At 66.8% G+C, this 24,691-nt stretch carries 26 protein-coding genes and 1 tRNA gene; 12 read left to right on the forward strand and 15 right to left on the reverse strand.

What is annotated here, in order from left to right; translation table 11 throughout:
• The first annotated feature begins 40 nt into the window (after window positions 1–40).
• Entirely contained in the window at window positions 41–1,720 is a 1,680-nt protein-coding gene (ettA, locus tag HRV97_RS11035; protein ID WP_174194324.1) for an energy-dependent translational throttle protein EttA, read from the forward strand.
• The gene (locus HRV97_RS11040; protein ID WP_174194325.1) at window positions 1,720–2,148 is read left to right on the forward strand and encodes a ribose-phosphate pyrophosphokinase; all 429 of its coding nucleotides are present in this window, start codon (window positions 1,720–1,722) and stop codon (window positions 2,146–2,148) included. The genes ettA and HRV97_RS11040 overlap by 1 nt, the downstream gene beginning before the upstream one ends.
• A gap of 3 nt (window positions 2,149–2,151) precedes the next feature.
• Here the strand turns inward: HRV97_RS11040 and HRV97_RS11045 are convergent, their stop codons facing one another.
• Complete coding sequence (locus HRV97_RS11045) at window positions 2,152–2,724, reverse strand: Uma2 family endonuclease (RefSeq protein ID WP_174194326.1); 573 nt, start codon at window positions 2,722–2,724, stop codon at window positions 2,152–2,154.
• 43 nt (window positions 2,725–2,767) lie between these two features.
• Window positions 2,768–3,250: an Lrp/AsnC family transcriptional regulator gene (locus HRV97_RS11050; protein WP_174194327.1), complete on the reverse strand. Its 483-nt coding sequence runs from the start codon at window positions 3,248–3,250 to the stop codon at window positions 2,768–2,770.
• Between the two features lie 110 nt (window positions 3,251–3,360).
• Between HRV97_RS11050 and ald the strand changes: the two genes are divergently transcribed.
• A complete protein-coding gene (gene ald / locus HRV97_RS11055) occupies window positions 3,361–4,440 on the forward strand; it encodes an alanine dehydrogenase (RefSeq protein ID WP_174194328.1) in 1,080 nt (359 codons plus the stop codon).
• Window positions 4,441–4,500: 60 nt separating this feature from the next.
• Here ald and HRV97_RS11060 read toward each other — a convergent pair whose 3' ends face one another.
• Window positions 4,501–5,292, reverse strand: coding sequence for a S1/P1 nuclease (locus HRV97_RS11060; protein WP_174194329.1), 792 nt, complete (start codon window positions 5,290–5,292; stop codon window positions 4,501–4,503).
• Window positions 5,293–5,486: 194 nt separating this feature from the next.
• Here HRV97_RS11060 and HRV97_RS11065 point away from each other — a divergent pair, with 194 nt between their 5' ends.
• Window positions 5,487–5,852, forward strand: coding sequence for a hypothetical protein (locus HRV97_RS11065; protein ID WP_174194330.1), 366 nt, complete (start codon window positions 5,487–5,489; stop codon window positions 5,850–5,852).
• A 78-nt stretch (window positions 5,853–5,930) separates the two neighbouring features.
• Here HRV97_RS11065 and HRV97_RS11070 read toward each other — a convergent pair.
• From HRV97_RS11070 to HRV97_RS11095, 6 genes are all read right to left on the reverse strand, one after another.
• A tRNA-Lys gene (locus HRV97_RS11070) sits at window positions 5,931–6,006 on the reverse strand.
• A 120-nt stretch (window positions 6,007–6,126) separates the two neighbouring features.
• On the reverse strand, window positions 6,127–7,224 hold the full coding sequence (gene rodA / locus HRV97_RS11075) for a rod shape-determining protein RodA (protein ID WP_174194461.1): 1,098 nt from the start codon (window positions 7,222–7,224) through the stop codon (window positions 6,127–6,129).
• Between the two features lie 5 nt (window positions 7,225–7,229).
• On the reverse strand, window positions 7,230–9,371 hold the full coding sequence (gene mrdA / locus HRV97_RS11080) for a penicillin-binding protein 2 (protein ID WP_174194331.1): 2,142 nt from the start codon (window positions 9,369–9,371) through the stop codon (window positions 7,230–7,232).
• Window positions 9,371–9,874 carry a rod shape-determining protein MreD gene (mreD, locus tag HRV97_RS11085; RefSeq protein ID WP_174194332.1) on the reverse strand — a complete coding sequence of 168 codons (504 nt, stop codon included), beginning with the start codon at window positions 9,872–9,874 and terminating at the stop codon, window positions 9,371–9,373. Before mreD ends, mrdA begins: the two co-directional genes overlap by 1 nt.
• Window positions 9,871–10,812, reverse strand: a complete 942-nt coding sequence (locus HRV97_RS11090; RefSeq protein ID WP_174194333.1) for a rod shape-determining protein MreC — start codon at window positions 10,810–10,812, stop codon at window positions 9,871–9,873. The genes mreD and HRV97_RS11090 overlap by 4 nt, the downstream gene beginning before the upstream one ends.
• A 16-nt stretch (window positions 10,813–10,828) precedes the next feature.
• A complete protein-coding gene (locus HRV97_RS11095; RefSeq protein ID WP_174194334.1) occupies window positions 10,829–11,869 on the reverse strand; it encodes a rod shape-determining protein in 1,041 nt (346 codons plus the stop codon).
• A gap of 134 nt (window positions 11,870–12,003) precedes the next feature.
• Between HRV97_RS11095 and mutL the strand changes: the two genes are divergently transcribed.
• Together mutL and HRV97_RS11105 are read left to right on the forward strand one after the other, a co-directional pair.
• A complete protein-coding gene (gene mutL, locus HRV97_RS11100) occupies window positions 12,004–13,785 on the forward strand; it encodes a DNA mismatch repair endonuclease MutL (protein ID WP_174194335.1) in 1,782 nt (593 codons plus the stop codon).
• A 91-nt stretch (window positions 13,786–13,876) separates the two neighbouring features.
• Window positions 13,877–14,368, forward strand: coding sequence for a MarR family winged helix-turn-helix transcriptional regulator (locus HRV97_RS11105; RefSeq protein WP_174194336.1), 492 nt, complete (start codon window positions 13,877–13,879; stop codon window positions 14,366–14,368).
• 536 nt (window positions 14,369–14,904) lie between these two features.
• Here the strand turns inward: HRV97_RS11105 and rplI are convergent.
• The 4 genes from rplI to HRV97_RS11125 form a co-directional block, all read right to left on the reverse strand.
• Complete coding sequence (rplI, locus tag HRV97_RS11110; RefSeq protein ID WP_174194337.1) at window positions 14,905–15,498, reverse strand: 50S ribosomal protein L9; 594 nt, start codon at window positions 15,496–15,498, stop codon at window positions 14,905–14,907.
• A 12-nt stretch (window positions 15,499–15,510) separates the two neighbouring features.
• Window positions 15,511–15,735, reverse strand: a complete 225-nt coding sequence (gene rpsR, locus HRV97_RS11115) for a 30S ribosomal protein S18 (protein ID WP_010163758.1) — start codon at window positions 15,733–15,735, stop codon at window positions 15,511–15,513.
• A complete protein-coding gene (gene rpsF, locus HRV97_RS11120; RefSeq protein ID WP_174194338.1) occupies window positions 15,735–16,184 on the reverse strand; it encodes a 30S ribosomal protein S6 in 450 nt (149 codons plus the stop codon). Before rpsF ends, rpsR begins: the two co-directional genes overlap by 1 nt.
• Before the next feature lie 168 nt (window positions 16,185–16,352).
• Window positions 16,353–16,709 (reverse strand): RcnB family protein, encoded by a 357-nt coding sequence (locus HRV97_RS11125; RefSeq protein ID WP_174194339.1) that lies wholly within the window; start codon window positions 16,707–16,709, stop codon window positions 16,353–16,355.
• A gap of 206 nt (window positions 16,710–16,915) precedes the next feature.
• On the opposite strand from HRV97_RS11125, the gene HRV97_RS11130 reads away from it, so the two are divergent.
• The 6 genes from HRV97_RS11130 to mltG all read left to right on the forward strand — a co-directional run bounded on the left by HRV97_RS11130 (window position 16,916) and on the right by mltG (window position 22,939).
• Window positions 16,916–18,373, forward strand: coding sequence for a hypothetical protein (locus HRV97_RS11130; protein WP_174194340.1), 1,458 nt, complete (start codon window positions 16,916–16,918; stop codon window positions 18,371–18,373).
• Window positions 18,374–18,425: 52 nt separating this feature from the next.
• Window positions 18,426–19,385, forward strand: a complete 960-nt coding sequence (gene fabD, locus HRV97_RS11135) for an ACP S-malonyltransferase (protein ID WP_174194341.1) — start codon at window positions 18,426–18,428, stop codon at window positions 19,383–19,385.
• 23 nt (window positions 19,386–19,408) lie between these two features.
• A complete protein-coding gene (fabG, locus tag HRV97_RS11140) occupies window positions 19,409–20,206 on the forward strand; it encodes a 3-oxoacyl-[acyl-carrier-protein] reductase (RefSeq protein WP_174194342.1) in 798 nt (265 codons plus the stop codon).
• Between the two features lie 125 nt (window positions 20,207–20,331).
• On the forward strand, window positions 20,332–20,568 hold the full coding sequence (locus tag HRV97_RS11145) for an acyl carrier protein (protein ID WP_019515010.1): 237 nt from the start codon (window positions 20,332–20,334) through the stop codon (window positions 20,566–20,568).
• A 129-nt stretch (window positions 20,569–20,697) separates the two neighbouring features.
• Window positions 20,698–21,957, forward strand: coding sequence for a beta-ketoacyl-ACP synthase II (fabF, locus tag HRV97_RS11150; RefSeq protein ID WP_174194343.1), 1,260 nt, complete (start codon window positions 20,698–20,700; stop codon window positions 21,955–21,957).
• 13 nt (window positions 21,958–21,970) lie between these two features.
• A complete protein-coding gene (gene mltG, locus HRV97_RS11155; RefSeq protein WP_174194344.1) occupies window positions 21,971–22,939 on the forward strand; it encodes an endolytic transglycosylase MltG in 969 nt (322 codons plus the stop codon).
• Between the two features lie 214 nt (window positions 22,940–23,153).
• Here the strand turns inward: mltG and HRV97_RS11160 are convergent, their stop codons facing one another.
• Together HRV97_RS11160 and HRV97_RS11165 are read right to left on the reverse strand one after the other, a co-directional pair.
• The gene (locus HRV97_RS11160) at window positions 23,154–23,984 is read right to left on the reverse strand and encodes a Brp/Blh family beta-carotene 15,15'-dioxygenase (RefSeq protein WP_343044492.1); all 831 of its coding nucleotides are present in this window, start codon (window positions 23,982–23,984) and stop codon (window positions 23,154–23,156) included.
• On the reverse strand, window positions 23,981–24,682 hold the full coding sequence (locus tag HRV97_RS11165; RefSeq protein ID WP_174194345.1) for a bacteriorhodopsin: 702 nt from the start codon (window positions 24,680–24,682) through the stop codon (window positions 23,981–23,983). Before HRV97_RS11165 ends, HRV97_RS11160 begins: the two co-directional genes overlap by 4 nt.
• Between the last annotated feature and the right edge of the window lie 9 nt (window positions 24,683–24,691).

Genomic DNA, 24,691 nt, shown 5'->3' on the forward strand with positions numbered 1-24,691 from the left:
ACGAATTTCCCCGCAGCATCATCACGCGAGAAGGCGACCCATGGCCGTCCAGTACACCTACGTCATGAAGGGTCTTACCAAGACCTTCCCGGGCGCGAACAAGCCCGTGCTCAACAACATCCACCTGCAATTCATTCCGGGCGCGAAGATCGCGATCATCGGTCCGAACGGCGCCGGCAAGTCGACGCTGATGAAGATCATGGGCGGGATCGACACCGAGTTCACCGGCGAGGCATGGGCCGCCGAGGGCGTGCGCGTCGGCTATCTGCCGCAGGAGCCTAAGCTGGACGACAGCAAGACCGTGATCGAGAACGTGCGCCTGGGCGCGGGTCCGGTCGCGGCGATGGTTGATCGGTTCAACGCGATCTCGGCCGAGATGGGCGATCCGCAGGACGACACGGATTTCGACGCGCTGATGGAGGAGATGGGTGACCTCCAGGCGAAGATCGACGCCGCGGACGGATGGTCGCTCGACAGCCAGCTCGAACAGGCGATGGAGGCGCTGCGCTGCCCGCCGTCCGATTCGCCGGTGACCAACCTGTCAGGCGGTGAGAAGCGCCGCGTGGCGCTATGCCGGCTGCTGCTGGAGAAGCCCGACATCCTGCTGCTCGACGAGCCGACCAACCACCTGGACGCGGAGAGCGTGTCGTGGCTGGAAAACTTCCTGAAGGAATATACCGGCAACGTCATTCTCGTTACCCACGACCGCTACTTCCTCGACAATGTCGTCAACTGGGTGCTCGAGCTCGATCGCGGGCGTTACTACACCTACGAGTCGAACTATTCGGGCTATCTGGAGAAGAAGTCCAAGCGGCTGGAACAGGAAGAGCGCGAGGAGGCGGGCCGTCAGCGCGCGATCGCCGACGAACTCGCCTGGATGCGCCAGACCCCCAAGGCACGTCAGACCAAGTCCAAGGCGCGTATTCGCGCGTTCGACGAGCTGATGGAGAAGCAGGAGAACCGCGTCGCGGGCAAGGCGCAGATCCTGATCCAGCTGCCCGAGCGTTTGGGCGGCAAGGTGATCGAGGCCAAGGGGCTGACCAAGTCCTATGGCGACAAATTGCTGTTCGACGGGCTCGACTTCACGCTGCCGCCGGGCGGCATCGTCGGCGTGATCGGGCCGAATGGTGCGGGCAAGTCGACATTGTTTAAGCTCATCACGGGCCAGGAACAGCCCGACGGCGGCACGATCGAGGTCGGTTCGACCGTCAAGCTCGGCTACGTCGACCAGAGCCGCGACCACCTCGATCCGAACAAGAACGTGTGGCAGGAAATCTCCGACGAGCTGGAGGTGTTCCGCTTCGGCAAGCAGGAGCTGGGCACGCGCGCCTATGTGGGTGCGTTCAACTTCCGCGGGCCCGACCAGCAGAAGAAGGTCGGTCAGCTGTCAGGCGGTGAGCGCAACCGCGTCCACATGGCCAAGATGCTGAAGGAGGGCGGCAACGTCCTGCTGCTCGACGAGCCGACCAACGATCTCGACGTCGAGACGCTGCGCGCGCTCGAAGAGGCGTTGGAGACGTTCGCCGGCTGCGCGGTGGTCATCAGCCACGATCGCTTCTTCCTCGATCGTCTGTGCACGCATATCCTCGCGTTCGAGGGCGATAGCCACGTCGAATGGTTTGAGGGCAATTACGAGAGCTACGAAGAGGACAAGCGCCGTCGTCTGGGCGATGCCGCCGATCGTCCGACGCGGCTGGCGTATAAGAAGCTGACGCGCTGATGCGCGCTGCCTCCGGTACCGGCGACGATTTGCCGCGCTGGCTGGAGGCGGAGGGGATCGTGCCGGTCGAGGGGCCGGGCACGATCGCCGACGTGGCGCTGGTGCGCGGGCTGCTGGTGAACGCGGCGCGCGAGGGGCGGGCGGTAAGTTATTCCGAGCTGTTGCGCGCACTCGGCCACCGCTTCACGCGACCGAAGATGCGTGCGTTGTGCAAGACGCTCGACGCGATCGATGCCGCGGGTGAGGCGGTCGGCGAACCGGCACTCGCCGCGTTGGTGGTGCGCGAGGGTGATCGGTTGCCGGGGCAGGGATGGTGGACGACGCTGGCGGAGCGACGCGGCTATCGTGGTGCGTGGGAGGGCAGCGAGGCGGAATGTTTTGTCGCCGGCGAGCAGGGGAAGGCGTTCGACTACTGGCGCGAGCGTTGATGGTCAGAGGTGGTCGGTGGAGACGGTAAGCCCGTCGATCGTGGCGGCAGTGATGACAGCGCCGAACTGATGCTGGACATGGTCGGCATAGCGACCGTTCGTGGGCGACGATAGCTGGTGGATGGTCCGGCCGTTCACGTCGATAACCCAATACTCCCGAACACCGTGTCGCCCGTAGAGAGCAGCCTTGCGGTCCAGGTCAGACTGCAACGTCGCATCCGCAATCTGTATTATCAGGGAAACGCTCACGCCGGGGACCGGACCGGGCCCGCGTGGTTCGGACGTGAGGAGCAGATCGGGCTCGGGAACGTCGACGGGTGCCCACGCCACACTTGCTTCCACCATGACATGCAACGTAGAGCCGGCGGCACGAAGACCATCACGTAGCGCATCGTATAGCGCCATCTTCGCGAGCGCGTGTGGCCGATGCTGCGCGTTCATGTAGGTGACCTCACCGTCGATCAGCTCCGTCTTGCCGTAGCCTTCGAACGCGCCGTCGTGGTCGAGCGACAGGTAATCCTCAACCCGTAGCTTCACGCGTGTCGGCACGTTGGTGATCGGCACATGCTCGGTCATGTCGGCGAAGCTATCATGCCGACCGCATGGTTCCAACCGCGCCTCAATCGAGCAGATGGAGTGGCAACCGCGCGGCGACGACCTCGCGCAGGACGAATCCGGATTCCATGCTGGTGACGCCGGGCAATCGTGACAATTCTTCGCGGTGGACCTCGGCGAAATGCGCCAGGTCGCGCGCCTGCACGGTGACGAGATAGTCGTACGAGCCCGACATCAGATCGCAGCGCACCACCGAGGGGCTGTCGGCGATCGCGCGCTCGAATGCGTCGAGTACGTCCTTGCGCTGGCTTTCCAGCGTCATCTTGATGTGGACGGTGGTGCCGAGCCCCAGGCGAGCGAGGTCGAGTTGCGCGGCATAGCCCGCGATCACGCCGCTTTCCTCCAACGCGCGTTGCCGCCGGGCGATCGCGGTGGCGCTGCGCCCGATTCGCTCGGCGAGCGCGAAGGCAGTTTCGCGCGCGTTTTCGACTAGAGCGCCGAGCAGCCGACGGTCGACACGGTCGAGCGTTTGTGATTGTGGCGCCATATTGCTTGATCATGCCGGAAGTGGGCGTCTTCGGACAAGAGGGCAGCGTGCTTTGCCGGGAAAGTGCGCGCGCCACGCAGTAAAAGGCGGCAAACTAGAGGAGAGTTACCATGCGCGTCGGCGTGCCCAAGGAAATCAAGAACCACGAATATCGCGTCGGCCTGACGCCGGGCGCGGTGCGCGAATATGTCGCGCATGGCCACGAGGTGCTGGTGCAGGCAGGCGCCGGGCTGGGCATCGCGGCGTCGGACGACGTCTACCGCGCAGCGGGTGCCGAGATCGTCGATACCGCCGAGGAAGTGTTCGCGCGGGCGCAGATGATCGTGAAGGTCAAGGAGCCGCAGCCGAGCGAGTGGGTGCAGCTGCGCGACGAGCAGATACTGTTCACCTACCTCCATCTCGCCCCCGATCCCGAGCAGGCCAAGGGGCTGATGGCCTCGGGCGTGACCGCGGTGGCGTACGAGACGGTCACCGACGCGCGCGGGCAATTGCCGCTGCTGGCCCCGATGAGCGAGGTCGCGGGGCGGCTGTCGATCGAGGCGGCGGGGCACGCATTGAAGGCACCAAACGGCGGGCGCGGCGTGCTGCTGGGCGGCGTACCGGGCGTGCAGCCGGGGCGTGTCGTCGTGCTGGGCGGCGGTGTCGTCGGCACGCATGCCGCGCGGATGGCGGTCGGGCTGGGTGCCGAGGTGACGATCATCGACCGCTCGATTCCGCGCCTGCGCGAGCTTGACGACATGTTCGCCGGCCGCGTCCGCACGCGCGTCTCGACGCTCGAATCGATCGAGCAGGAGATTGCCGAGGCCGACGCCGTCATCGGCGCGGTGCTGATCCCCGGTGCCTCGGCCCCCAAGCTCGTGACGCGTCCGATGCTCGCCCACATGAAGCCGCGCGCGGTACTGGTCGACGTCGCGATCGATCAGGGTGGCTGTTTCGAGACCAGCCACGCGACGACACACGCCGAGCCGACCTACGAAGTCGATGGCGTAATCCATTACTGCGTCGCGAATATGCCGGGCGCGGTGCCGCTGACGTCGAGCCACGCGCTCAACAACGCGACATTGCCCTATGGTCTGGCGCTCGCTGACATGGGCTATGTGGCGTGCGAGGAGAACCCGGGCCTAATGGAAGGTCTAAACGTGCGCGGCGGCAAGATCGTCAACAAGGTCGTGGCCGACGCGCTCGCCTGATTGGTTCGACCGCGAGAGACAAGGAGGGCGGCGTGTCGCGGGCACGCCGCCCTTTTCGTGTCAGCGCCGCTTGCGCTGAGGCTGGAACAGCGCGTTGAGGTAATCGGCGAGGCGAACGCCGCCCATCTCCAGCCGCTGCTCGACGCGCGCCTTGTTCTGGTACACGTAAGCGTAGGACAGCGCCGGATCGGTCGGGTAGATCTGGTCGCGCATCGCAGTGCTCTCCGCGATCCAGACGGCGGGGTCGGTGCTCGCCCAGGCGCGCCGATCGGCGGGGGTAATTCGTGCACCCAGCCACGTCGCCAGCTCGCTGTATGACAGTTGCTCGTCGTCGATCAGGCCCGAGTCCCACACCGAGTGCAGGTTGGTGGGCTTGCCGAAGAAGGTCACCGGCACCTCATTCCCGCCCTTGTCGGTGCCGTTACCGGCGTGAAGCGGCTGATGCAGGTCGCCGACGATGTGGATGATGAAGCGCAGCGCGGCCTGACGCTCGGGAAGGGGGGCGCTCTTGTCCCGAACGGTTGCGCTGAACCGGCGCAGCGCGGTCACCGCGTCTCCCTCAGGCGGGGGCGTGACCTGGGCGTAACCCGCGCCTTTCGGCACGGTGACGTAATGCCACGGGGTCGATTGGCGTTGCCAATAGGGCGCCGGGTCGGCTCGCATGAAGTCGGGCCAGTTCGATGCCTCGGCCATCGTCTCCACGCCCAGAATGCTACGCACGCCGGCGCGCGCGGACGGTGTGAGCAACGGGTCGGCGATCGCACCGACGACACGGTGTCCGGTCTTGCCCCAGGCAAGCACGGGGCTGGGCAGCGCGAGGAGTGCCGTAACGGCAAAGGCTAGTAATCGCATGGTGATAGCGGTGCCGCACAATTGTGACCGGCGCGTGATCGCGCCGCGCTTTGCAGGGCCGAAGAACGTCGTCGCTGCTTTCGTTGCCGCTGCGGAACAGTTGCGCCGCATACCGGGTTGTTGCTGCCGTTGCCGGCGTATGGCGCCGACGACGCTTTGTCGGACGCCGCGCGCGTCGTGTTCCGGGAGGATGTATGAAGAAGGTTCATTTGGGTCTGGCATTCGCGATTGCCGCCATGCCGCTCGCCGCATGCAGCGAGCGTGCGCAGGAGCAGACGTCGCAGGCAGCCGACGCGATCGGCGACGACGCCAAATCGGTCGGTGCGCGCGCAGCGAACGCGACCGAGCGCGCAGCGGACGACGTGGCGGCAGCCGCCGATCGCGCTGGCGAGAAGATCGACCGGGCCGGTGACCGCGCCGCGGCCGAGACGAAGGAAGCCGCCCGCGAAGCCGATGCCGCCGCCGACCGCGCCGGCGAGAAGATCGACCGCGCCGGCGATCGCGCCGCCGACCGCACGGGTGCCGCGCTCCAGAACGCAGGCTCCTCGATCCGCGACTAACGTGACGCGACCGGCAGTGTGCGCGTCACGCTGCCGGTTATTTTAAGCACGTAAGATGGTGGGTACCGATACAGGCGGTGGTGGACGCACTTGGGCTCGAACCAAGGACCCGCTGATTAAGAGTCAGCTGCTCTACCAACTGAGCTATGCGTCCATGACCGGTTGAAAGGAGCGGCTTGGTTGGTCGCTCCCGATCGGGAAGCGCGCCTCTACCGTGACCGGCCGATTCTGCAAACCCCTTTTTTCCGCTGAGCGTGCATTTTTTCGCCCGCGCTCACCACAGAGACTTCTGTCGAGTCGAGCGATCGATCCCCATCAGAATGCCGAGGGAGATCAACACCGTCATTTGCGCCGAACCGCCGAAGCTCACCAGCGGCAGCGGGATACCGACGACGGGGGCGAGCCCCATCACCATCATCAGGTTAATCGCGACGTAGAAGAAGATGGTGGTCGACAATCCCGCGGCGACCAGCTTTGCGAAACGGCTCTCCGCGCGCACGCCGACGTTCACGCCCCAACGGATCACCAGCAGGAAGGCGGCGATGATGAAGATGCCGCCGATCAGGCCCCATTCCTCCGCCATGGTGGCGAAGACGAAGTCGGTCTGTCCCTCGGGCAGATAATCGAGGTGGCTCTGCGTGCCCTGGAGAAAGCCCTTGCCGAAGATGCCGCCCGATCCGATCGCGATCTTCGACTGGCTGATGTGGTAGCCGGTGCCGAGCGGGTCGCTCTCGGGGTCCATGAAGATCAGTACCCGGTTGCGCTGGTAATCGTGCAACGCGAACATGAAGGCGAGCGGCGCGGCGATCGCCAGCGCGGCGGCGCCACCGACGAACAGCCGAAGCGGCACGCCCGCGAGGAACATGACCGTCGCGCCGCCCGCGCAGATCATCAGCGCAGTGCCGAGATCGGGCTGGAGCATGACAAGCGCGGCCGGCACGCCGATCAGCGCCGCGACCGGCCAGATCGCGACGAACTTGCGCGTCTCGGCCGCGGGCAGCATCTCGTAGAAGCGCGCGGCGGCGAGCACGATGCCGATCTTCATCAATTCGGACGGTTGCAGGCGGATGAAGCCGAGGTCGAGCCAGCGCTGGCTACCCCCGCGTACCGCGCCGAGCAGTTCGACCAGCAGGAGTGCCACGACTAGCCCGCCGTAAGCGGGAAAAGCGAGGTTGCGCCACCATTGCAGCGGAACGCGCGACAGGACGAGCGAGCCGCCGAGAAACACGAAGAAGCGCACGCCTTGCGGCAACGCCCAAGGGCGCATGCTGCCGTTGGCGGCGGAATAGAGCACCACCAATCCGAAACAACCGATTGCCACCACGAGCAGCAACGTGCGCCACGGCAGGATCGTCAGCGGCGAGGGGATGATCGACCTCAACGTGGCGGCTCCGTGGCGGTAGCGGGTGGAAGCGGCGGCAGGTTGCGCATGTCGTCCATGTCGGGCTCGGGCGAACCGGTCTGCGCCGGCCCGGCACCGTTGGCGATGTCGCGCTCGACCGCGGCTTGGCTCGCGTTCTGGATGTCGGTGGCGACCTCCACCGCGCGTGCCTCGGTGGGTGCAGGAGCATCGGTTTCGGTCGCGGCCGCCTGAGCGGGTGGGGCGGTGTGCGCGGCGCGGTAGGCGGCCTCCTGCGCCGCCATGCGGGTGCGGATGTCACCACCCCAGGTCGGCTCGACCTCGGCCAGCGACTTCATCGCGCGCTCGCGGTCGAACAGATAGGTCATGATGTCGCGCCCGATCAGCGGCGTGTCGAGGTTGCGCACCGTGTGGCCGTTATGCTCCAACACGACGGCCGCGGCGTAGCGTGGGTTGTCGTAGGGGGCAAAGCAGACGAACAGCGCGTGATCGCGCAGCTTGAATGGCAATTGCCCGTTCTTGAGCACGCCCGAGCGGCGCTCCGCCATGGTGATGCGCCGCACCTGCGCGGTGCCGGTCTTCGCCGCCAGGCCGACGCCCGGCACCTGCATCCGCGCCGCGCCGCCGGTGCCGCCCAAGTTGACGACGCCGTTCATCGCCTCGCGGATGATGCGGAAATGGTCGGGATCGATCGCGAGCGGCTTCGCCTGCGGCTTGAACGGATCGCGCAGGATCGTCGGGACGAGCGCCTTGCCCGATGCCATGCGCGCCGCCATCACCGCCATCTGCAGCGGGTTGGCGAGCACGTAGCCCTGACCGATCGAAGCGTTGAGCGAGTCTGCGACGCTCCACTTCGTCTTATACTTGCGCAGCTTCCACGCGCTGTCGGGAACGGTGCCGTAGCGCTGCGTCGAGAAGGGCAGGTCGAACTTCTCGCCCAGGCCCAGCGCGCGCGCAACCGGTGCGATCTTGTCGTAACCGACACGGCGGATCATCTCGTAGAAATAGATGTCGCAGCTCTGCATGATCGCGTTCTTGAGATCGAGCGGACCGTGACCGTGGCGCTTGTGGCAGTGGAACACGCTGGTGCCGACACGCATCGCGCCCGAACAGAACACCCGCTCGTTCGGGCTCACCCCTGCCGCCATTAGCGCGAGGCCGTTCATCGGCTTGACGGTGGAGCCCGGCGGATAAAGCCCCTGCGTCACCTTGTTCATCAGCGGCACGTGGTCGTCGTTCGACAGCAAGTCCCATTCCAGGTGGCTAATCCCCTCCGAGAAGCTGTTGGGATCGTAGGCGGGCATCGACACCATCGCCAGCATCTCGCCCGACAGGCAGTCGAACACGACCGCCGAGCCCGAGTTGGTGCCAAGGCGCCGTGCGGCATATTCCTGTAATCCGGCGTCGATCGTCAGCCGCACGGTGCGCCCGGGTTCGTCCTTGCGCGTGGCGAGTTCCTGAACGACCTTGCCGCGCGCGGTGACCTCGACCCGCTTCGCCCCTGCCTTGCCGCGCAAGATGGGCTCAAGCGTCTTTTCCAGCCCATCCTTGCCGAGCTTGAAGCCGGGGGTCACGAGCAGCGGATCGCGTGTGGCACGATATTGCTCGACGGAAGGCGCGCCGACGTAGCCGGTCAGGTGCGCGACCGCGGCGCCGGCGGGATAGTTGCGCGCGAAACCGCGGGTGGGGGCGACGCCCGGTAACTCAGGTTGGCGGACGTAAACCGCGGCGAAGCGCTCCCAATCGATGTTCTCGGCCACCGGCACCGGTTGGAACCCGGCGGCCTTCTTCAAATCGGCCTCGACCCGCAGCATGTCCTCGTCAGTGAGCGCGAGGAGCTTGCGCAAGGCGGCGAGCGTCGCATCCCTGTCGACCAAGCGGTCGGGGATCAGGTCGACGCGGAAGTCGGTGCGGTTGTTGGCGATCGGTTGACCGTGTCGGTCGACGATCCAGCCGCGCCGCGGCGGGATCATCGTGTTGTTGACGCGGTTGCTCTCCGACAGGAGATTGTAGCGCTCGTTCTGCGCGATCGACAGCCATGCCATGCGCCCGACGAGCAGCCCGCCCACGCCCAATTGGCCGAGTCCGAGCAGCCAGGCGCGCCTCGAAAAGCTGAACGCCTGCATCGACTCGGTGAGCACGCGGGGGCCGCGCAGCATCAGCGCACCCGCCGCGCGTCGAGGCGACCGATCAGATACGCGACCGCGGGAAAGAACAGGATCGACAGCGTGATCTGCATCGCCAGTGCGACATCGACGTGCGCCGCCACTGGCGTGGCAATGATGCGTCCGCCCACCAGGCACAAGGTGATCGCCACCGCCGCGATCACCCAATTCTGCCAGAAATCACGCATGCCCGAACGCGCCTCCATGACGCCGACGAGGAAGTAGCCGAGCGTCCACAGCAGCATCGCGCTGCCGATCGGTTGACCCGATACGATGTCGTCGAACAAGCCGAGCGCGGCGGGCGCCCATAGCCGGATCGCGAACGGCGCGAGCAGCCGCCACGACAGTAGCACCAGCAGCCCGAACGGCGGCATCAGCGCTAAGGTCGCGCCCACCGGCACGATCGTCAGCAGCGAGCCCGCCATGACGGTCGACCACGGCAGCAGGCGCGCGCTGCCGAGCGGCAGCGGCTCGCGGAACGGTTGCTCAGGCGTCATCGGCGGGTCGGTGTCGCGGCAAGTGCGGCGTCAGCGGTCGGGCTCGCCTGCGGCGATGGCGCGGTACCGGGCCTCGCTGCGGGCTCGGGCAACGGCGGCGGGGTGTAGATCGCGCGAACGGAAACAAGATCGGTCGCGTCGGGACGCGCGAACGGCTTGGCCGGTGCGGTCTCGGGGCCGGGTTGCAACACGCGCGCGACCAGCACGCCGGGTGCGAAGATGCCGCCGCTGCCCGAGGTCACGAAGATGTCGCCGGACTTGAAGTGCGCATCGTCGGTGTCGATGACGCGAATGTCGATCAGGCCGTCGCCGCGCCCGGCGGCGAGCGCGGGCAGGCCGTCGCGCAGCCGGCGGACCGGCACGATGCTCTGCGGATCAGTCAACAGCAGCACGCGCGCGGTGTTCGGCCCGGTTTCCAGCACACGACCGACGAGTCCTTCGGGCCCTTGCACCGGCTGTCCCTCGCGCACGCCCTGCCAGGCGCCGGCATTGAGCAGGCCGAAGCGCCGCGTGCTTGACGCGCTGGAACTGACGATCCGCGCGGTGACGATCACGGCAGGCTGGAGATCGCGCACCGCCAGCAAGCGACGCAGCCGCGCATTCTCGAGCTGTGCGAGGTGCCCCGCAACCAGCGCCGGACGCGCGCGCGCGACCTGTGCCGTCAACTCGGCATTCTTGCCGTGGACGTTCCACCACGATGCGATCGCACCAGGCACGCCGGACACGGTGTCCACCGCTACCGCCAGCGCGCTCGACACCGGCGCGGTCACTTCCGCCATGCCGGCACGCACCGGCGCAAAGGTGGATGGGTTCAGCAGCGACAGCGCGAGCAGCACCGCGCCGACAACCCCGCCGGCAATGGCGAGGATGTAGCCGAAGAACACACCATATTGCGCCCGTCGCGAGAAACCCGGGCGCCGATCACGCGGCGGCGCCATATATCGCTCTTGTCCTTCAGCCGCTCTGCAGGACAGCGCGGAACATCGGATCTTCCAGCGCACGACCAGTGCCGATCGCGACGCAGATCAGCGGATCGTCGGCGATGGTGACGGGCAGCCCGGTCTCGTCGCGCAGCACTTCGTCCAAGCCCTGCAACAGTGCGCCGCCGCCGGTCAGGACAATGCCCTGATCGACGATGTCGGCGGCGAGTTCGGGCGCGGTGTTCTCCAGTGCGATGCGGACACCGTCGACGATCTGCGCCACGGGCTCGCTGACCGCTTCGGCGATCTGCGCCTGCGTGATCGGGATTTCCTTTGGCACGCCGTTGACGAGGTCGCGACCTTTCACGAACACCGTCTTGCCGATGCCGTCGACCGGGGGCTTCGCGCAGCCGAGTTCCTGCTTGATCCGCTCGGCGGTCGCTTCACCGATCAGCAGATTGTGATTTCGGCGGACGTAGGAGACGATCGCCTCGTCCATCTTGTCGCCGCCGACGCGAACCGAAGTGGTGTAGGCGAGGCCACGGAGCGACAGCACGGCGACCTCGGTCGTGCCGCCGCCGATGTCGACCACCATGCTGCCGACCGGCTCGGTGACCGGCATGTCGGCGCCGATCGCGGCCGCCATCGGCTCCTCGATCAGCCACACCTGGCTCGCACCCGCGTTCTGCGCGGCGTCGCGGATCGCGCGGCGCTCCACCTTGGTCGAGCCCGAAGGGACGCAGATTACGATCTCGGGCCAGCGCATGAAGCGGCGCTGCCCATGCACCTTTTCGATGAAATATTTGATCATCTGCTCGGCGACGTCGATGTCGGCGATCACGCCGTCGCGCAGCGGGCGGATCGCCTCGATCGTGCCCGGCGTCTTGCCCATCATCAGCTTGGCATCGTCGCCGACTGCCTTGACGCGCTTCTGCCCGTTGATCGTCTCGACGGCAACGACCGACGGTTCGTTGAGCACGATGCCGCGACCGCGGACATAGACGACGGTGTTCGCCGTTCCGAGATCGATCGCCATGTCGTGCGAGGACATCTTGAACAAGCGCGAGAAGACCATGTGAGATGCGTTCCGTGTGGCGCCGTTGGCCGGCGGTTCTTGCCTGTGCCCGGCCCGTCGAAGCCACGCTGGCGGCTTCGCGAAATCAATCTTTCAGGTCGCGGGATGAGGCCGCTTGGGCTAGGGACACCACCGTGTCAATACGTCGTCTGCCCGAGCATCTGGTCAACCGGATCGCCGCCGGTGAAGTGGTGGAAAGACCGGCCAGTGCGTTGAAGGAGCTGGTCGAGAACGCGATCGACGCGGGCGCGACGCGCATCGCGGTGGAACTGGTCGGGGGCGGGGTGGAGCGGATCGCGGTGGCCGATGACGGCTGCGGCATGGCGCCCGCCGAGATCGCGCTCGCGCTGGAACGCCACGCGACGTCCAAGCTGCCGCACGAGGATATCGACCGGGTCGAGACGCTGGGTTTCCGCGGCGAGGCGCTGCCCTCGATCGCGAGCGTCGCGCGGGTAACGATCGAGAGTCGGCCAGCGCGGGCGGAGGGCTGGGCGCGCGCGGTCGACAACGGCGTCGTGGTGCGCGAAGGCCCGGCCGCGCTGCCGCCGGGGACGCGTGTGGTGGTCGAGGAATTATTCGCGCGGGTGCCGGCGAGGCGAAAGTTCCTGCGCTCCGCGCGGGCGGAATATGGCGCCTGTCTCGACGTGGTACGCCGGCTGGCGCTCGCCCGACCCGAGATCGCCTTCGCGGTCGAGCATGACGGGCGGCGCGCGTTGAGCGTGCCGGCGCAGCACGACCGGCCGGCGCGAGTCGCGGCGTTGACCGACCGCGCGCTCGCCGACAATTCGGTCGCGATCGACCTGGAGCGCGACAGCGTGGTCCTGGGCGGCGTCGCCGGGCTGCCGACGTTCCATCGCGGCGTGGCCGATCACCAACATCTGTTCGTCAACGGACGGCCGGTGAAGGACCGACTGCTGCTGGGCGCAATCCGCGGTGCTTATGCCGAGATGATGCCGCGTGATCGTCACGCGGTGGTGGCGTTGTTCCTCGACCTGCCGGCCGATCTGGTCGACGTGAACGTTCATCCGGCGAAGACCGAGGTGCGCTTCCGTGATCCGGCCATGATCCGCGGCATGATCGTCTCAGGCCTTCGCCGCGCGCTCGACGCCGCCGGGCACCGCGCGGTGCAGCGGCCGAGCGAGGACGCGCTCGCGATGTGGCAGCAGGAGCCGCTTGCGGCACCGGCGGCGTGGAGCGGGGAGGCGACGCAGGTGAGCCTGCTCGATTCGCCGGCCACCGCGCCGTCCTACGTGAATGAGCGCCATGCGAGCTTCATCGCCGCACCCCCGCTCGCGCGCGCCGAGCCGGCCTGGGCGCCGCCGCCGGAGACGCGCGAGCATCCGCTGGGTGTCGCGCGCGGGCAGGTGAGCAAGACCTATATTGTCGCAGAAGCCGAGGACGGGCTGGTGCTGGTCGACCAGCATGCCGCGCATGAGCGGCTGGTGCTCGAGCGGATGCGCCGCGCGCTAGCGGGTGGCGTGGTCGCGAGCCAAGCGCTGTTGCTGCCCGAGGTGGTCGAGTTGGAGGAGCCGGCGTGCGACCGGCTTGAGGCGCGAGCCGGTGAACTCGGCGAGCTGGGGCTGGAGCTGGAGCGCTTCGGTCCGCGCGCGATGCTGGTGCGCGCGACGCCGGCCCTGCTCGGCAGCGCGGACCCGAGCGGGTTGGTGACCGACCTGGCGGACGAGCTCGCCGCCTATGACGAGGCGTTGAGCTTGCGCGAGCGGCTGGACGCGATCGCGGGAACGATGGCGTGTCATGGGTCGGTACGCGCCGGACGCGTGCTGTCGGTCGCCGAGATGAACGCGCTGTTGCGTGAGATGGAGGCGACGCCGCATTCGGGCCAGTGCAATCACGGGCGACCGACCTGGGTCAAGTTGGCGCACGGCGACATCGAGCGGCTGTTCGGCAGGCGCTGAAGCCACACCGTGCGCGAAAGCGGGACGGGGTAGCGCTAACGAATGCGCGACGGGTCTGGATTAACCTAGTTTGCCTTGGCATCGTGGCGCGATGACCGAGATCCTGCTTCCGCCCGGCGACGAGTTCCTACGCGAAGAAACGATTCGCGGCGGCATGGACCTGTTGTTCTTTTCCAACACGCGTCACCTGCGGCACGCCGACGACACGCTCGCCGAGCTGGGGCTGGGGCGGGCGCATCATCGCATCATGTATTTCGTCGCGCGGCAGCCTGGGATCAACGTAACCGCGCTGCTCGCGATCCTGGGGATCACCAAACAGTCGTTCGGGCGCGTCGCCAAGCAGCTGATCGCCAAGGGATTGATGGAACAGCACACCGGCGAGCGAGATCGTCGGCAGCGGCTGCTCAAGCTGACGCCCGAGGGCGCGAAGCTCGAGAAGGCGATTTTTGACGACCTGCACGACAATGTGGTGCGCGCGTACCGGGCCGCGGGCAGCGAGGCGGTGACCGGATTGTGGATCGTGCTGCAGCATTTGATGGGCGAGGAGGCGCGGGTGCAGTTCAGGACGGTGCAGCGGCTCTGATCGCCGGTCGCGCGATCGGAAGGTCACGGGAAGGTCACACCAACGCGCACCTTTGCCGAGGTGGTGGACCGGCGACATGGTCGCGTGGCTGGGCGACGCGGCGGGGCGGAGTTTCGACGTGGCAAAGAACCGATGAGGCGTAGCGGCTTGTTCCGTTGTAGGACAGTTCTGTAAGGTGCGGGTGGTCGGCAGGGAGAATATCTCAGCGATCTAAGTAACTAAGGCAGAAAGCCGGACACCTTTGCAACGCGTTTGCCGGGCACGGCGGGGAGGCGTCCTGACGCCTGCGTTAATCTGCGGGAAACCCTATCGCGGCTCGCGCATTCTACCGCGCAACATCAAACCATGGTCGCAAGGTGATGCCATGAAGCAGCTCTTCCCCGTCGTCCTCGCGCTGATCCCGTTCTCCGCCGTTGTGTCTGCGGTGCTGATGTATCCGTGAAGCCGATCCGCCGCTGACCCGCAGCATCAGCGCAAACAAAAAGGCCGCCCGGTTTCCCGAGCGGCCTTTTTCGTTTGCCGAAACGGCGCGGGCGTCAGCCCTGCGCCTGATCCTGCTGGACCTCGGCGGTGGCGCCGGGCTCCGCATTGGGATCATATGCTTCGACGAAGCCGCCCTGGTCCCGGCCTTCCTCGAAGACCTGCTGCATGACGTCGACGCCCGACGCCTGCATCTCGGCCTCTTCGGGCGAGCGCGCGACGTTGACCTTGACGTTCACCACGACCTCGGGGTGCAGCTGCACCTTGACGTCGTACAGGCCGATCGCCTTGATCGGGCGATCGAGCACGACCTGCGCCTTGCTGACCTTGTAGCCTTCAGCGACCAGCGCTTCGACCAGATCGCGCACCGCGACCGAGCCGTAGAGCTGACCGGTGTTCGAGGACTGACGGATCAGCGTGATCTGCGCGTCCTTGAACGAGCCGGCTTCCTTCTCGGCGTCGCCGCGGCGTGCCGCATTGTCGGCCTCGATGCGGGCGCGGTTGGCCTCAAACACCTTGCGGTTGGCTTCGTTGGCGCGCAGCGCCTTCTTGCGCGGCAGGAGGAAGTTGCGGGCGAACCCGTCCTTCACCTTCACCACGTCGCCGATAGCGCCGAGCTTCTCGACGCGCTCGAGCAGAATGACGTCCATGTCTGCTACTCCTTACTTCACGATATAGGGCAGCAGGCCCAGGTGACGCGAACGCTTGATCGCCTGCGCGAGCTCACGCTGCTTCTTGGCCGACACGCTGGTGATGCGCGAGGGCACGATCTTGCCGCGCTCGGACACGAAGCCCTGGAGCAGACGGACGTCCTTGTAGTCGATCCGGGGCGCATCCTTGGCGCTGAACGGGCACGACTTGCGACGACGGAAAAACGGACGGGCCATTACGCGAACTCCTCCTCACGGCGGGGGCCACGGTCGCCGCCGCGATCACCACGGTCGCCGCGGTCACCACGATCGCCGCGCTCACCACCACGCTCGCCGCGGTCGGCACGACGCTCACGGTCGCGCTCCTGCTTGCGCATCATCACGGTCGGACCCTGCTCCAGCTCGTCGACGCGGACGGTCATGTAGCGGATGATGTCTTCGTTGATGCCGGCCTGACGCTCGATCTCGGCGACGGTGTCGCCGGGTGCGTCGATCTCGAGCATCACGTAATGCGCCTTGCGGTTCTTCGCGATGCGATACGCGAGGCTGCGCAGACCCCAATTCTCGGTCTTCACGACGCGACCACCGTGGTCGGTCACGATCTTGCTGGCGTTTTCAGCCAGCGTGTCCACCTGCGCCTGTGCCAAATCCTGGCGCGCAAGGAACACGTGCTCGTAGAGAGCCATGTGCTACCTTCTATGTTGGCCGATCGCTGACGGACGCCCCATGCGCACCGCCCCTCCGGCTGTCGTCTTCAAACAAGCGAAGGGCGGGACGGCCATGCCATCCCGCCCGAAGCGTTGTGTCCGATACCCGAGCTTGCGCCGTGACGCAAGCCGGAGCGGGTGTTCGGATCAGCGGTAGATGCGCGTCACCACCGTGCGGACGGTGCCGCCACGATCCGAGATGAGCACCGCGTCGCGGCCGGAGCGGACCCAGCGATAGCCGCGCGGCGGGGCGTAGAGTCCGCGACCGCGGAACTGGCGGTAATCGATCTGCGCGTAATTGGGGGCGTAGCGGCGGTCGAAACGCTGACCCGAGCGCCAGTTGCGCGGGCCGTTCTGTCGCGTGACGGTGCGCTGCACGATTGTGCCGTTGCGACGCTCCTTCACCGTGGTGATGGTGCGGGTCTGCGCTTCGGCGGAGGCAGCGACGATCGGCGTCAGCGCGACCGAAGCGGAAATGGCGGAAAGGATGATCTTCTTGAACATGATCGTGGCTCCCGTTGATCTGCGGCGGCGTGATCCGCCGTCGAGAGCTAAATTAGGAAGCGCGTGTCGCGTTCCCGTGTCGCGGGCGGCACCAATTGGTCGCAAATTGTCGCGGACCGACGCCTAGTCTGAATGAGGCGTCAGAAAGGCCGCGATTTCGCCCGCTTCAACCAAATCATAAGCGGCGGCGCGCTAGGTCCGCGCGCATGAAGATGCATCACACCTTTCATCGCATCGACGCGAATGACCGCGCACGCACGTTGCCGTGGCTGCTGGTGCTGCTCGCCTGCGCCGCGGCTGCGCTGTGGATCGGCTGGATCGGGTTCGAGGCGTCGGACGATTCGCTCTACTGGCAGGGCGCGATGAAGGTGATGACGCAGCCGCCGTTTCCGGGCGACAACCACTGGACGACCCGCTTCCCGCTGACGCTGACCTTTGCCGCGGTGCTGCGCGCGATGGGGCAGGGGTTCGCGGCGTTCGCGGTGACGGCGATGATCTTCTACGCAGCTTTAGTCGCGGTGACGGGGGTGTTCGCAGCCAAGGTGGCGGGCGCGCTCGCTGGGTGGATTGCGGCGCTGTTGACCGCGACGCTGCCGGTGATCGTCAGTCACGCGACGACCGTGTCGGTCGATTTGATCGAGGCGGCGGCGCTGGTGCTGGGCGTGATGCTGCTGGGCGGCGCGCGCGCGGACCGTGCGGGCTATCTGCGCGGGGTTGCGGCGGGCATCGCGTTCGGGGTGGCGGTGTTGTGTCGTGAGACTAGCGTGCTGCCGCTCGTCGGGCTGGTGCCGCTGTTTCTGCTCGGGCGACCGGTGCCGCGCGGCGTGTTGATCGCGGTGGGCGTCGGGGTCGCGGTCGTGCTGGGGGGCGAGGCGCTGTACCAATGGGCGCTGACCGGCGATCCGCTGCGGCGCTACACCATCGCGTTCAATCACGACGATCACATCGACCGCGCGGCGAACATGGAAGGCAATTTCCCGCTTTGGCCGCCAATCGATCCGCTGCTGGTGCTGCTGATCAACGACGATTTCGGGCTGCTGTTCTGGATCGCGGGCGCGGCGGTGGGGCTGGGCGCTTGGGGCTTGGTTCCGCGGGAGCAGTGTCCGCGAATGGTGGTGCTCTCCGCGATGGCGGGCGCGATGTTCCTGCTGGTGGCGGTGCTGTACGGCAAGCTGGTGCTCAACCCGCGCTACTTCACGCTGCCCGCGCTCGCGGCGGTGGTGATCGTCGCGGTCTGGGTGGCGCGGCTCTCGGCCGTCTGGCGGGTCATGCTGCTGACTGTCCTGGTGTCGAGCAACCTGCTGCTGATGGGTGTCGGCAACGCGCATCCGCGCTGGGTGATGGAGGCGATGGTTGAGGCCTCCGCCGCGCACTCGCACGAGGTGATCGCGGGCGATCCGCAGACGGTGCGCCGCGCGCTGATCCCGATGCTGTACGCCGGGCGCGAGAATTTGCGCTACGCGCCCGCGCGGCCTGGCGGGCTGGAGATCGCCGAGGCGGACCACGCGCCCGCGGGGCAGGTGGTGGCGCGCTATCCCTCGCCGCCGACGCGGGTCGGGGCAATCCTGCGCGCGCTGGAGCTCGAACCGTTGGTGCCCGGCGCGGTCGCGCGGCGGATGTTCGCGCCTAGCCCGGAGGCGGTGCTGGTCCGCCGCTCCAGTTGACCGCTATCGCCCCCGCGCCTAGCAGCGCAGCCCTTCACGCATGGAGAGGGCGATGCGCGCATTCATTTTCCCCGGACAGGGCAGCCAGGCGGTCGGGATGGGTCGCGCACTCGCCGACGCGTCGCCGACCGCGCGCGCGGTGTTCGAGGAGGTCGATGACGCGCTCGGCCAGCATCTGAGCCGCGTGATGTGGGACGGTCCGGCGGACGACCTCACGCTGACCGAGAATGCGCAGCCCGCGATCATGGCGAATGCGATCGCGACCCTGCGGGTGCTGCAACACGAAGGCGGCGTGCGTCTGGCCGAGAAAGCCGATTACGTCGCGGGTCACTCGCTCGGCGAATATAGCGCCTTGTGCGCGGCCGAGGCGCTGGATCTGGCGACCACCGCGCGGCTGCTCAAGCTGCGCGGGCGCGCGATGCAGGCGGCGGTGCCGGTCGGCGAGGGGGCGATGGCGGCGCTGCTGGGGGCCGACGTCGAGAAGGCGGGCGTGATCGCGGGCGCGGCGGTTGATTCGATCCTGGCCGAAGGCGGCGCGGAGCTGGTCTGCACCGTGGCCAACGACAATGATCCGAGCCAAGTCGTGATCTCCGGCCACCGCGCCGCGGTCGAGCGTGCGGTCGCGCTGGCGAAGGAAATGGGCGCGAAGCGCGCGGTGCTGCTCCCTGTATCGGCGCCGTTCCACTGCGCGCTGATGGCGGACGCCGCGACCGCGATGGAGGCGGCACTCGCCGAGGCCGATCTGCGCGCGCCGCTCGTGCCCGTGTTCGCGAATGTCGACGCGGCCGCGGTGGCCGATCCGGGCGCGATCCGGCGGCTGCTGGTCGAGCAGGTCACGGGGCGCGTGCGTTGGCGCGAATCGGTGCTGGCGATGGCCGAGGCGGGCGTCACCGAGTTCGTCGAGTTCGGCGGCAAGGTGCTGGGACCGATGGTCAAGCGGATCGTGCCCGATGCGACCGTCACCAGCGTGGTGACGATGGACGACGTCGAAGCGCTGACCAAGACGCTCTGACCCGCACACTGAGGAGAAGAAGCATGTTCGATCTTTCAGGCATGACCGCGCTGGTGACCGGCGCGTCGGGTGGCATCGGATCAGAAATCGCTCGTGCGTTGACCTTGCAAGGTGCTCGTGTTGCGTGGTCGGGGACAAACGCAGAAAAGTTACGCGCTGCCCAGCAGACTGCGAATGTCATGCGAGATGGTGAGCGTGTCTCATTTTCTCATGCAACCGCGCAGAACGACGATCTCGCTCCTGTGTTCCTTCCATGCGATCTGTCGGACGCCGCCTCGGTCGACGGGCTCGTCCCCGCGGCGGTGCAGGCGCTGGGCGGGCGGCTCGACATTCTCGTCAACAACGCCGGCGTCACGCGCGACAATCTGGCGATGCGGATGAAGGACGAGGAATGGGACGCAGTGATCCGCGTCAATCTGGAGGCCGCGTTCCGCCTGATCCGTGCGGCGGCCAAGCCGATGATGAAGCAGCGTTTCGGCCGCGTCGTCTCGATCACCTCGGTCGTCGGGCAGACCGGTAACCCAGGCCAGGCGAACTATGCCGCGTCGAAGGCGGGGCTGGTCGGCATGTCGAAGGCGTTGGCGCAGGAACTCGCCAGCCGCAACATCACGGTGAATTGCGTCGCGCCGGGCTTCATCCGCTCGGCGATGACCGATGTGCTGCCCGAGGCGCAGAAAAGCGCGCTGGTCGGGCGTATCCCCAACGGTGACCTGGGCACCGGCGAGGACATTGCCGCAGCGGTCGTGTATCTCGCATCCAAGGAGGCGGGCTACGTCACTGGGCAGACGCTGCACGTTAACGGCGGCATGGCGATGGTATGATCCAGGTGGCAGCGATGCGGCGAGACGGGCCGTTCGCCCGGTAAACGTCGCACTTGTCACGAAACGCTGCCCGTTCTACCTGCGTTCAGGAAGTTACTGACCCCCCAAGAAGAAGAGGGATTACCATGAGCGAGACTGCCGACCGCGTGAAGAAGATCGTCGTCGAGCACCTGGGCGTCGAAGCCGACAAGGTGACCGAGGATGCCAGCTTCATCGACGATCTGGGCGCGGACAGCCTCGATATCGTCGAGCTGGTGATGGCGTTCGAGGAAGAGTTCGGGGTCGAGATCCCCGACGACGCCGCCGAGAAGATCACGACCGTCAAGGACGCGATCACCTATATCGACGAGCATAAGGGCTGATCCCTTAACTCGGAGACACGAGATTTGAGCGGCTCCCCATCCTCGGCTAGAGGGCGGGGAGCCGTTTCGGTTTGAGAAGACACCCGCGCGCACGATGCGCCGCGCGCCAGGGGTGAAGAAGGAATGCCTATGCGTCGCGTCGTCGTCACCGGTCTCGGCCTCGTCACCCCGCTCGGTGCGGACGTGGAAACGGCATGGGCCAATCTCATCGCCGGCAAGTCGGGAGCGGGCCCGATCACGCGCTTCGACGCGTCGAACCAGAAATGCCGCATCGCCTGCGAGGTGAAGCCCGCGGGGCACGAATATGGCTTCGACGCCAACAAGCGCGTCGACCACAAGGTGCAGCGACAGGTCGATCCGTTCATCGTGTTCGGCATCGACGCGGCGTGCCAGGCGCTTGAAGACGCCGGGCTGACCGAGATGAGCGAAGCCGAGCGCTACCGCGCAGGCGCCTCGATCGGCGCGGGCATCGGTGGCCTGCCGGGAATCGAGAGCGAGTCGATCGTGCTGCACGAGAAGGGGCCGAGCCGCGTCTCGCCGCACTTCGTCCATGGGCGGCTGATCAACCTGATCACGGGTCAGGTGACGATCAAATACGGGCTGATGGGGCCGAACCACGCGGTCGTGACCGCCTGCTCGACGGGCGCGCACTCGATCGGCGACGCCGCGCGGATGATCGCGATGGACGACGCCGACGTGATGCTGGCGGGCGGTGCGGAGGGCGCGATCTGCCCGCTGGGCATCGCTGGCTTCGCGCAGGCGCGCGCGCTGTCGACCGCGTTCAACGACCAACCGGAGAAGGCGTCGCGCCCCTACGATAAGGATCGCGACGGCTTCGTGATGGGCGAGGGCGCGGGCGTCGTCGTGCTGGAAGAATATGAGCGCGCGAAGGCACGCGGCGCGAAGATGTACGCCGAGGTGATCGGCTACGGCTTGTCAGGCGACGCCTATCACGTGACGGCCCCGCACCCAGGAGGCTCGGGCGCGTACCGTTCGATGGAGATGGCGTTGCGCAAGTCGGGGCTGAGCCTCGACGACATCGACTACATCAACGCGCACGGCACCTCGACCCCGCTCGGCGACGAGCTGGAGCTGGGCGCGGTGAGGCGGTTGTTCGGCGACGCGATCGGCGGATTGTCGATGAGCTCGACCAAGTCGGCGATCGGCCACCTGCTGGGTGGTGCGGGTGCAGTGGAGAGCATCTTCTGCATTTTGGCGATGCGCGACCAGATCGTGCCGCCGACGCTCAACCTCGACAATCCGAGCGACAGTTGCGCGGGCGTCGACCTGGTGCCGCACACCGCCAAGAAGCGGCAGGTACGCGCGGTGCTCAACAATTCGTTCGGGTTCGGCGGCACCAACGCCAGCCTGGTGATGAAGCCGGTCTGAGGAACTGACATCCATGCGCCGTCCCGGTTGTCTGGCGCTGATCGCCGGGCTGGTTCTAATCATCGCCGCCGCGTGGGTGTTGCTCGGCTGGTCGGGCAGCGGGCCGGCGACGAAGCCGATGAATGTCGAGATCGCGCAAGGCGCCAGCTTGGCGAGCGCGGCGGCGCAGCTGGAGAAGGCGGGCGCGATCCGCTCCGCCTCGCGTTTCCGGTTCCGCGCGCGGCTGTTCGGAGGCACGGGCTCGATCAAGGCGGGCGAGTTCGCGATTCCGGCGGGTGCGAGCGAATCGGACATCCTGTCGATCCTGCAGGGCGGCAAGGCGGTCCAGCGCCTGGTCGTGATCCCTGAGGGGCTACCGTCCGTCATGGTGCGAGACAAGTTGATGGCGGCCGACGCGCTGACCGGCAGCGTCGGCGTGCCCGCCGAAGGGTCGGTGCTGCCCGACGGTTATTCGTTCGAACGCGACGAGGCTCGCGCGGCGGTGCTTGCGCGGATGCAGGCGGCGATGAAGACTTATGTCGCGCAAGCCTGGGGGAAGCGCCGTCCGACGACGATCGCCAAGACGCCGCAGGAGGCGGTGATCCTCGCGTCGGTGGTGGAAAAGGAGACGGGCAAGCCGTCCGAGCGGCGGATGGTCGCGGCGGTCTATTCTAACCGGCTGCGCATCGGCATGCCGCTCCAGGCCGATCCGACCGTCATCTATCCGATCACCAAGGGTCGTCCGCTCGGCCGCCGCATCCGTCAGTCGGAGTTGCGCGCGAAGAATGGGTATAATACCTACGCTTCGCCGGGGTTGCCAGTGGGGCCGATTGCCAATCCGGGCCGGCTGTCGATCGACGCGGTGCTGAACCCGGCGGAGACCAAGGCATTGTACTTCGTGGCGGATGGGACCGGCGGGCACGTCTTCGCGGACACGCTCGCCGAGCACAACGCCAACGTGAAGAAATGGTACGCCATCCGCCGTGCTCGTGGGGAGATGTAGCGCTAGGGTTGGTCGCGCCTAGTCAAGGCTCGAACGCTAGCGCCCCCCTTTACCGCCAGCGTGTCGTCCAACAAATTCTTCGTCACCCCGGACCTGATCCGGGGTCCCGCTTATCAACCGGGGTGAGAGAAAGCAGCGGGATCCCGGATCAGGTTTGGGATGACGGTGGATTGAAGCAGTCGCGACCCGCTCTAGCGACCGCTTTTCAGCAATCTCAGCATCTGAGGTCCGCTGTCGGTGCGGGTCGATCACCCGCGTTCCGAGCCTCGAACCATGGTGTCACTAGCAGGTGAGGGATCGCGAGCGACGCGATTGCCGCGAACAGGCCGCGCAGCCCGCTCGGCTCGACGTGCAGCAACAGTGCGACGATCAAGCCTGTTGCGAGAAGCGCTCCACCGAGAACGGGCGCGACAGACGCGAGGTACGACGCCGTCGTAGCGCAGCCGAGCCGGTCGCGACGCTTGATCGTCTGCGGCAGTGCGTGAAGAATGAGGAAGCCGAGCGTGAACCCGACGAGCGGGGGCAGGCACAACAGCGCGGCCATGCCGATGCCGAGGCGCGCATCGCGTCGTCGAATCGCGAGCGCCACCATGACGCCGCAGGCGAGCCCGCCCGCTACGGCGAGAACAGGTGTAAGTATCGGCAGCGCCGACGACGGCCCGCCCGCGATTGCTAGCAGATCGCCGTAGCCTGCAACGTGCAGCGCCGCTGGACCCGCGACCAGTGCGACTCCGCGTGCGACGCGCTCTGCAACCGTCCCGTCGGGCGCGTCCTCCATGCCGAAGTGGAACGCGGAGGCGAGCAGGAATGCGGGCAGCGCGACCGCGGGATCTACCGTCCACCACAATAATGTCGCCAGTGCGACAAGGCAGTAGATGACGAGAAACATCGGTCGCCGGGAGTTCTCGACGACCGCCAGATCACCGGCGCCATGGACCATGCCCACGACGCCGATGCCCAGGATCGCAAAGGCCAGCTGCACCGTCAGGGGCGCGAAGGACGCTGCAACAGCGCCCATCGCCAGCCATGCGACGCCGCGGTTCACGCGCGGCGTTCGTGTTCGTGGAGCGCCTTCTCCAGGTTGCTCGCCGCGAAGAATGCGTAAACGACCTTGGCAATGATATCCATGATCAGGATAGCCCACACCGATGCCGGGTCGGTAATGATCTTCAGGCCCTCAGGACCGATCAGGAAGACGAGCGGGTACAAGAACCAGATCACCGTCAGGAAGGTGACGTTCTTCGTATAAGCCGAGCCCAGCGCGTGACCGCGCTCCACCGCCATCGCGCGCAGCGGCACCCACAAGAGGTAGAGCACGCCGAGGAATGCGACGCAGGACCACAGGAACCACACCCACTTCACCACCGGCGTCTCCACCAGCGACGAGATCAGACCCGTCTCGATCATCAGCACGTCGAGCACGATGATCGCGGTGAGATAGCTACCGACTTCGCCCGTCTTTCCGCGCTCATGAAAGGCAAGCAGCACGAGGCTCGACAGCAGGATCGGCGTCGTGAACGTCCAGTCGGCGTAACGGGCGAAATAGGTGGCCGATCCGTCGCCCTTGATCAGCGTACCGATGCCGAATGCCATCGCGAGGTAGGCGGTGGCGGCGATGAAGGGGACGGCCGAGTGTAGCAGCGTGTGGTGAAGCGAAGGCGAGGTTTTCTTCCCCTTCGAGTAGATCGCCAGCGAGGCGAGTGACATGACCGTAAACCCGATCAAGAAGGCTGTTTGATCCATCGGCGTATC

It is taken from the genome of Sphingomonas hominis (assembly GCF_013328205.1).
GTDB classification, from domain to species: domain Bacteria; phylum Pseudomonadota; class Alphaproteobacteria; order Sphingomonadales; family Sphingomonadaceae; genus Sphingomonas; species Sphingomonas hominis.

Excerpts from the sequence above, each read along its gene's own strand:
- ettA (WP_174194324.1), top strand. The coding sequence starts at position 41 with ATGGCCGTCCAGTACACCTACGTCATGAAGGGTCTTACCAAGACCTTC.
- HRV97_RS11040 (WP_174194325.1), top strand. The coding sequence starts at position 1,720 with ATGCGCGCTGCCTCCGGTACCGGCGACGATTTGCCGCGCTGGCTGGAG.
- HRV97_RS11045 (WP_174194326.1), bottom strand. The coding sequence starts at position 2,724 with ATGACCGAGCATGTGCCGATCACCAACGTGCCGACACGCGTGAAGCTA.
- HRV97_RS11050 (WP_174194327.1), bottom strand. The coding sequence starts at position 3,250 with ATGGCGCCACAATCACAAACGCTCGACCGTGTCGACCGTCGGCTGCTC.
- ald (WP_174194328.1), top strand. The coding sequence starts at position 3,361 with ATGCGCGTCGGCGTGCCCAAGGAAATCAAGAACCACGAATATCGCGTC.
- HRV97_RS11060 (WP_174194329.1), bottom strand. The coding sequence starts at position 5,292 with ATGCGATTACTAGCCTTTGCCGTTACGGCACTCCTCGCGCTGCCCAGC.
- HRV97_RS11065 (WP_174194330.1), top strand. The coding sequence starts at position 5,487 with ATGAAGAAGGTTCATTTGGGTCTGGCATTCGCGATTGCCGCCATGCCG.
- mrdA (WP_174194331.1), bottom strand. The coding sequence starts at position 9,371 with ATGCTGCGCGGCCCCCGCGTGCTCACCGAGTCGATGCAGGCGTTCAGC.
- mreD (WP_174194332.1), bottom strand. The coding sequence starts at position 9,874 with ATGACGCCTGAGCAACCGTTCCGCGAGCCGCTGCCGCTCGGCAGCGCG.
- HRV97_RS11090 (WP_174194333.1), bottom strand. The coding sequence starts at position 10,812 with ATGGCGCCGCCGCGTGATCGGCGCCCGGGTTTCTCGCGACGGGCGCAA.
- HRV97_RS11095 (WP_174194334.1), bottom strand. The coding sequence starts at position 11,869 with ATGGTCTTCTCGCGCTTGTTCAAGATGTCCTCGCACGACATGGCGATC.
- HRV97_RS11105 (WP_174194336.1), top strand. The coding sequence starts at position 13,877 with ATGACCGAGATCCTGCTTCCGCCCGGCGACGAGTTCCTACGCGAAGAA.
- rplI (WP_174194337.1), bottom strand. The coding sequence starts at position 15,498 with ATGGACGTCATTCTGCTCGAGCGCGTCGAGAAGCTCGGCGCTATCGGC.
- rpsR (WP_010163758.1), bottom strand. The coding sequence starts at position 15,735 with ATGGCCCGTCCGTTTTTCCGTCGTCGCAAGTCGTGCCCGTTCAGCGCC.
- rpsF (WP_174194338.1), bottom strand. The coding sequence starts at position 16,184 with ATGGCTCTCTACGAGCACGTGTTCCTTGCGCGCCAGGATTTGGCACAG.
- HRV97_RS11125 (WP_174194339.1), bottom strand. The coding sequence starts at position 16,709 with ATGTTCAAGAAGATCATCCTTTCCGCCATTTCCGCTTCGGTCGCGCTG.
- HRV97_RS11130 (WP_174194340.1), top strand. The coding sequence starts at position 16,916 with ATGAAGATGCATCACACCTTTCATCGCATCGACGCGAATGACCGCGCA.
- fabD (WP_174194341.1), top strand. The coding sequence starts at position 18,426 with ATGCGCGCATTCATTTTCCCCGGACAGGGCAGCCAGGCGGTCGGGATG.
- fabG (WP_174194342.1), top strand. The coding sequence starts at position 19,409 with ATGTTCGATCTTTCAGGCATGACCGCGCTGGTGACCGGCGCGTCGGGT.
- HRV97_RS11145 (WP_019515010.1), top strand. The coding sequence starts at position 20,332 with ATGAGCGAGACTGCCGACCGCGTGAAGAAGATCGTCGTCGAGCACCTG.
- fabF (WP_174194343.1), top strand. The coding sequence starts at position 20,698 with ATGCGTCGCGTCGTCGTCACCGGTCTCGGCCTCGTCACCCCGCTCGGT.
- mltG (WP_174194344.1), top strand. The coding sequence starts at position 21,971 with ATGCGCCGTCCCGGTTGTCTGGCGCTGATCGCCGGGCTGGTTCTAATC.
- HRV97_RS11165 (WP_174194345.1), bottom strand. The coding sequence starts at position 24,682 with ATGGATCAAACAGCCTTCTTGATCGGGTTTACGGTCATGTCACTCGCC.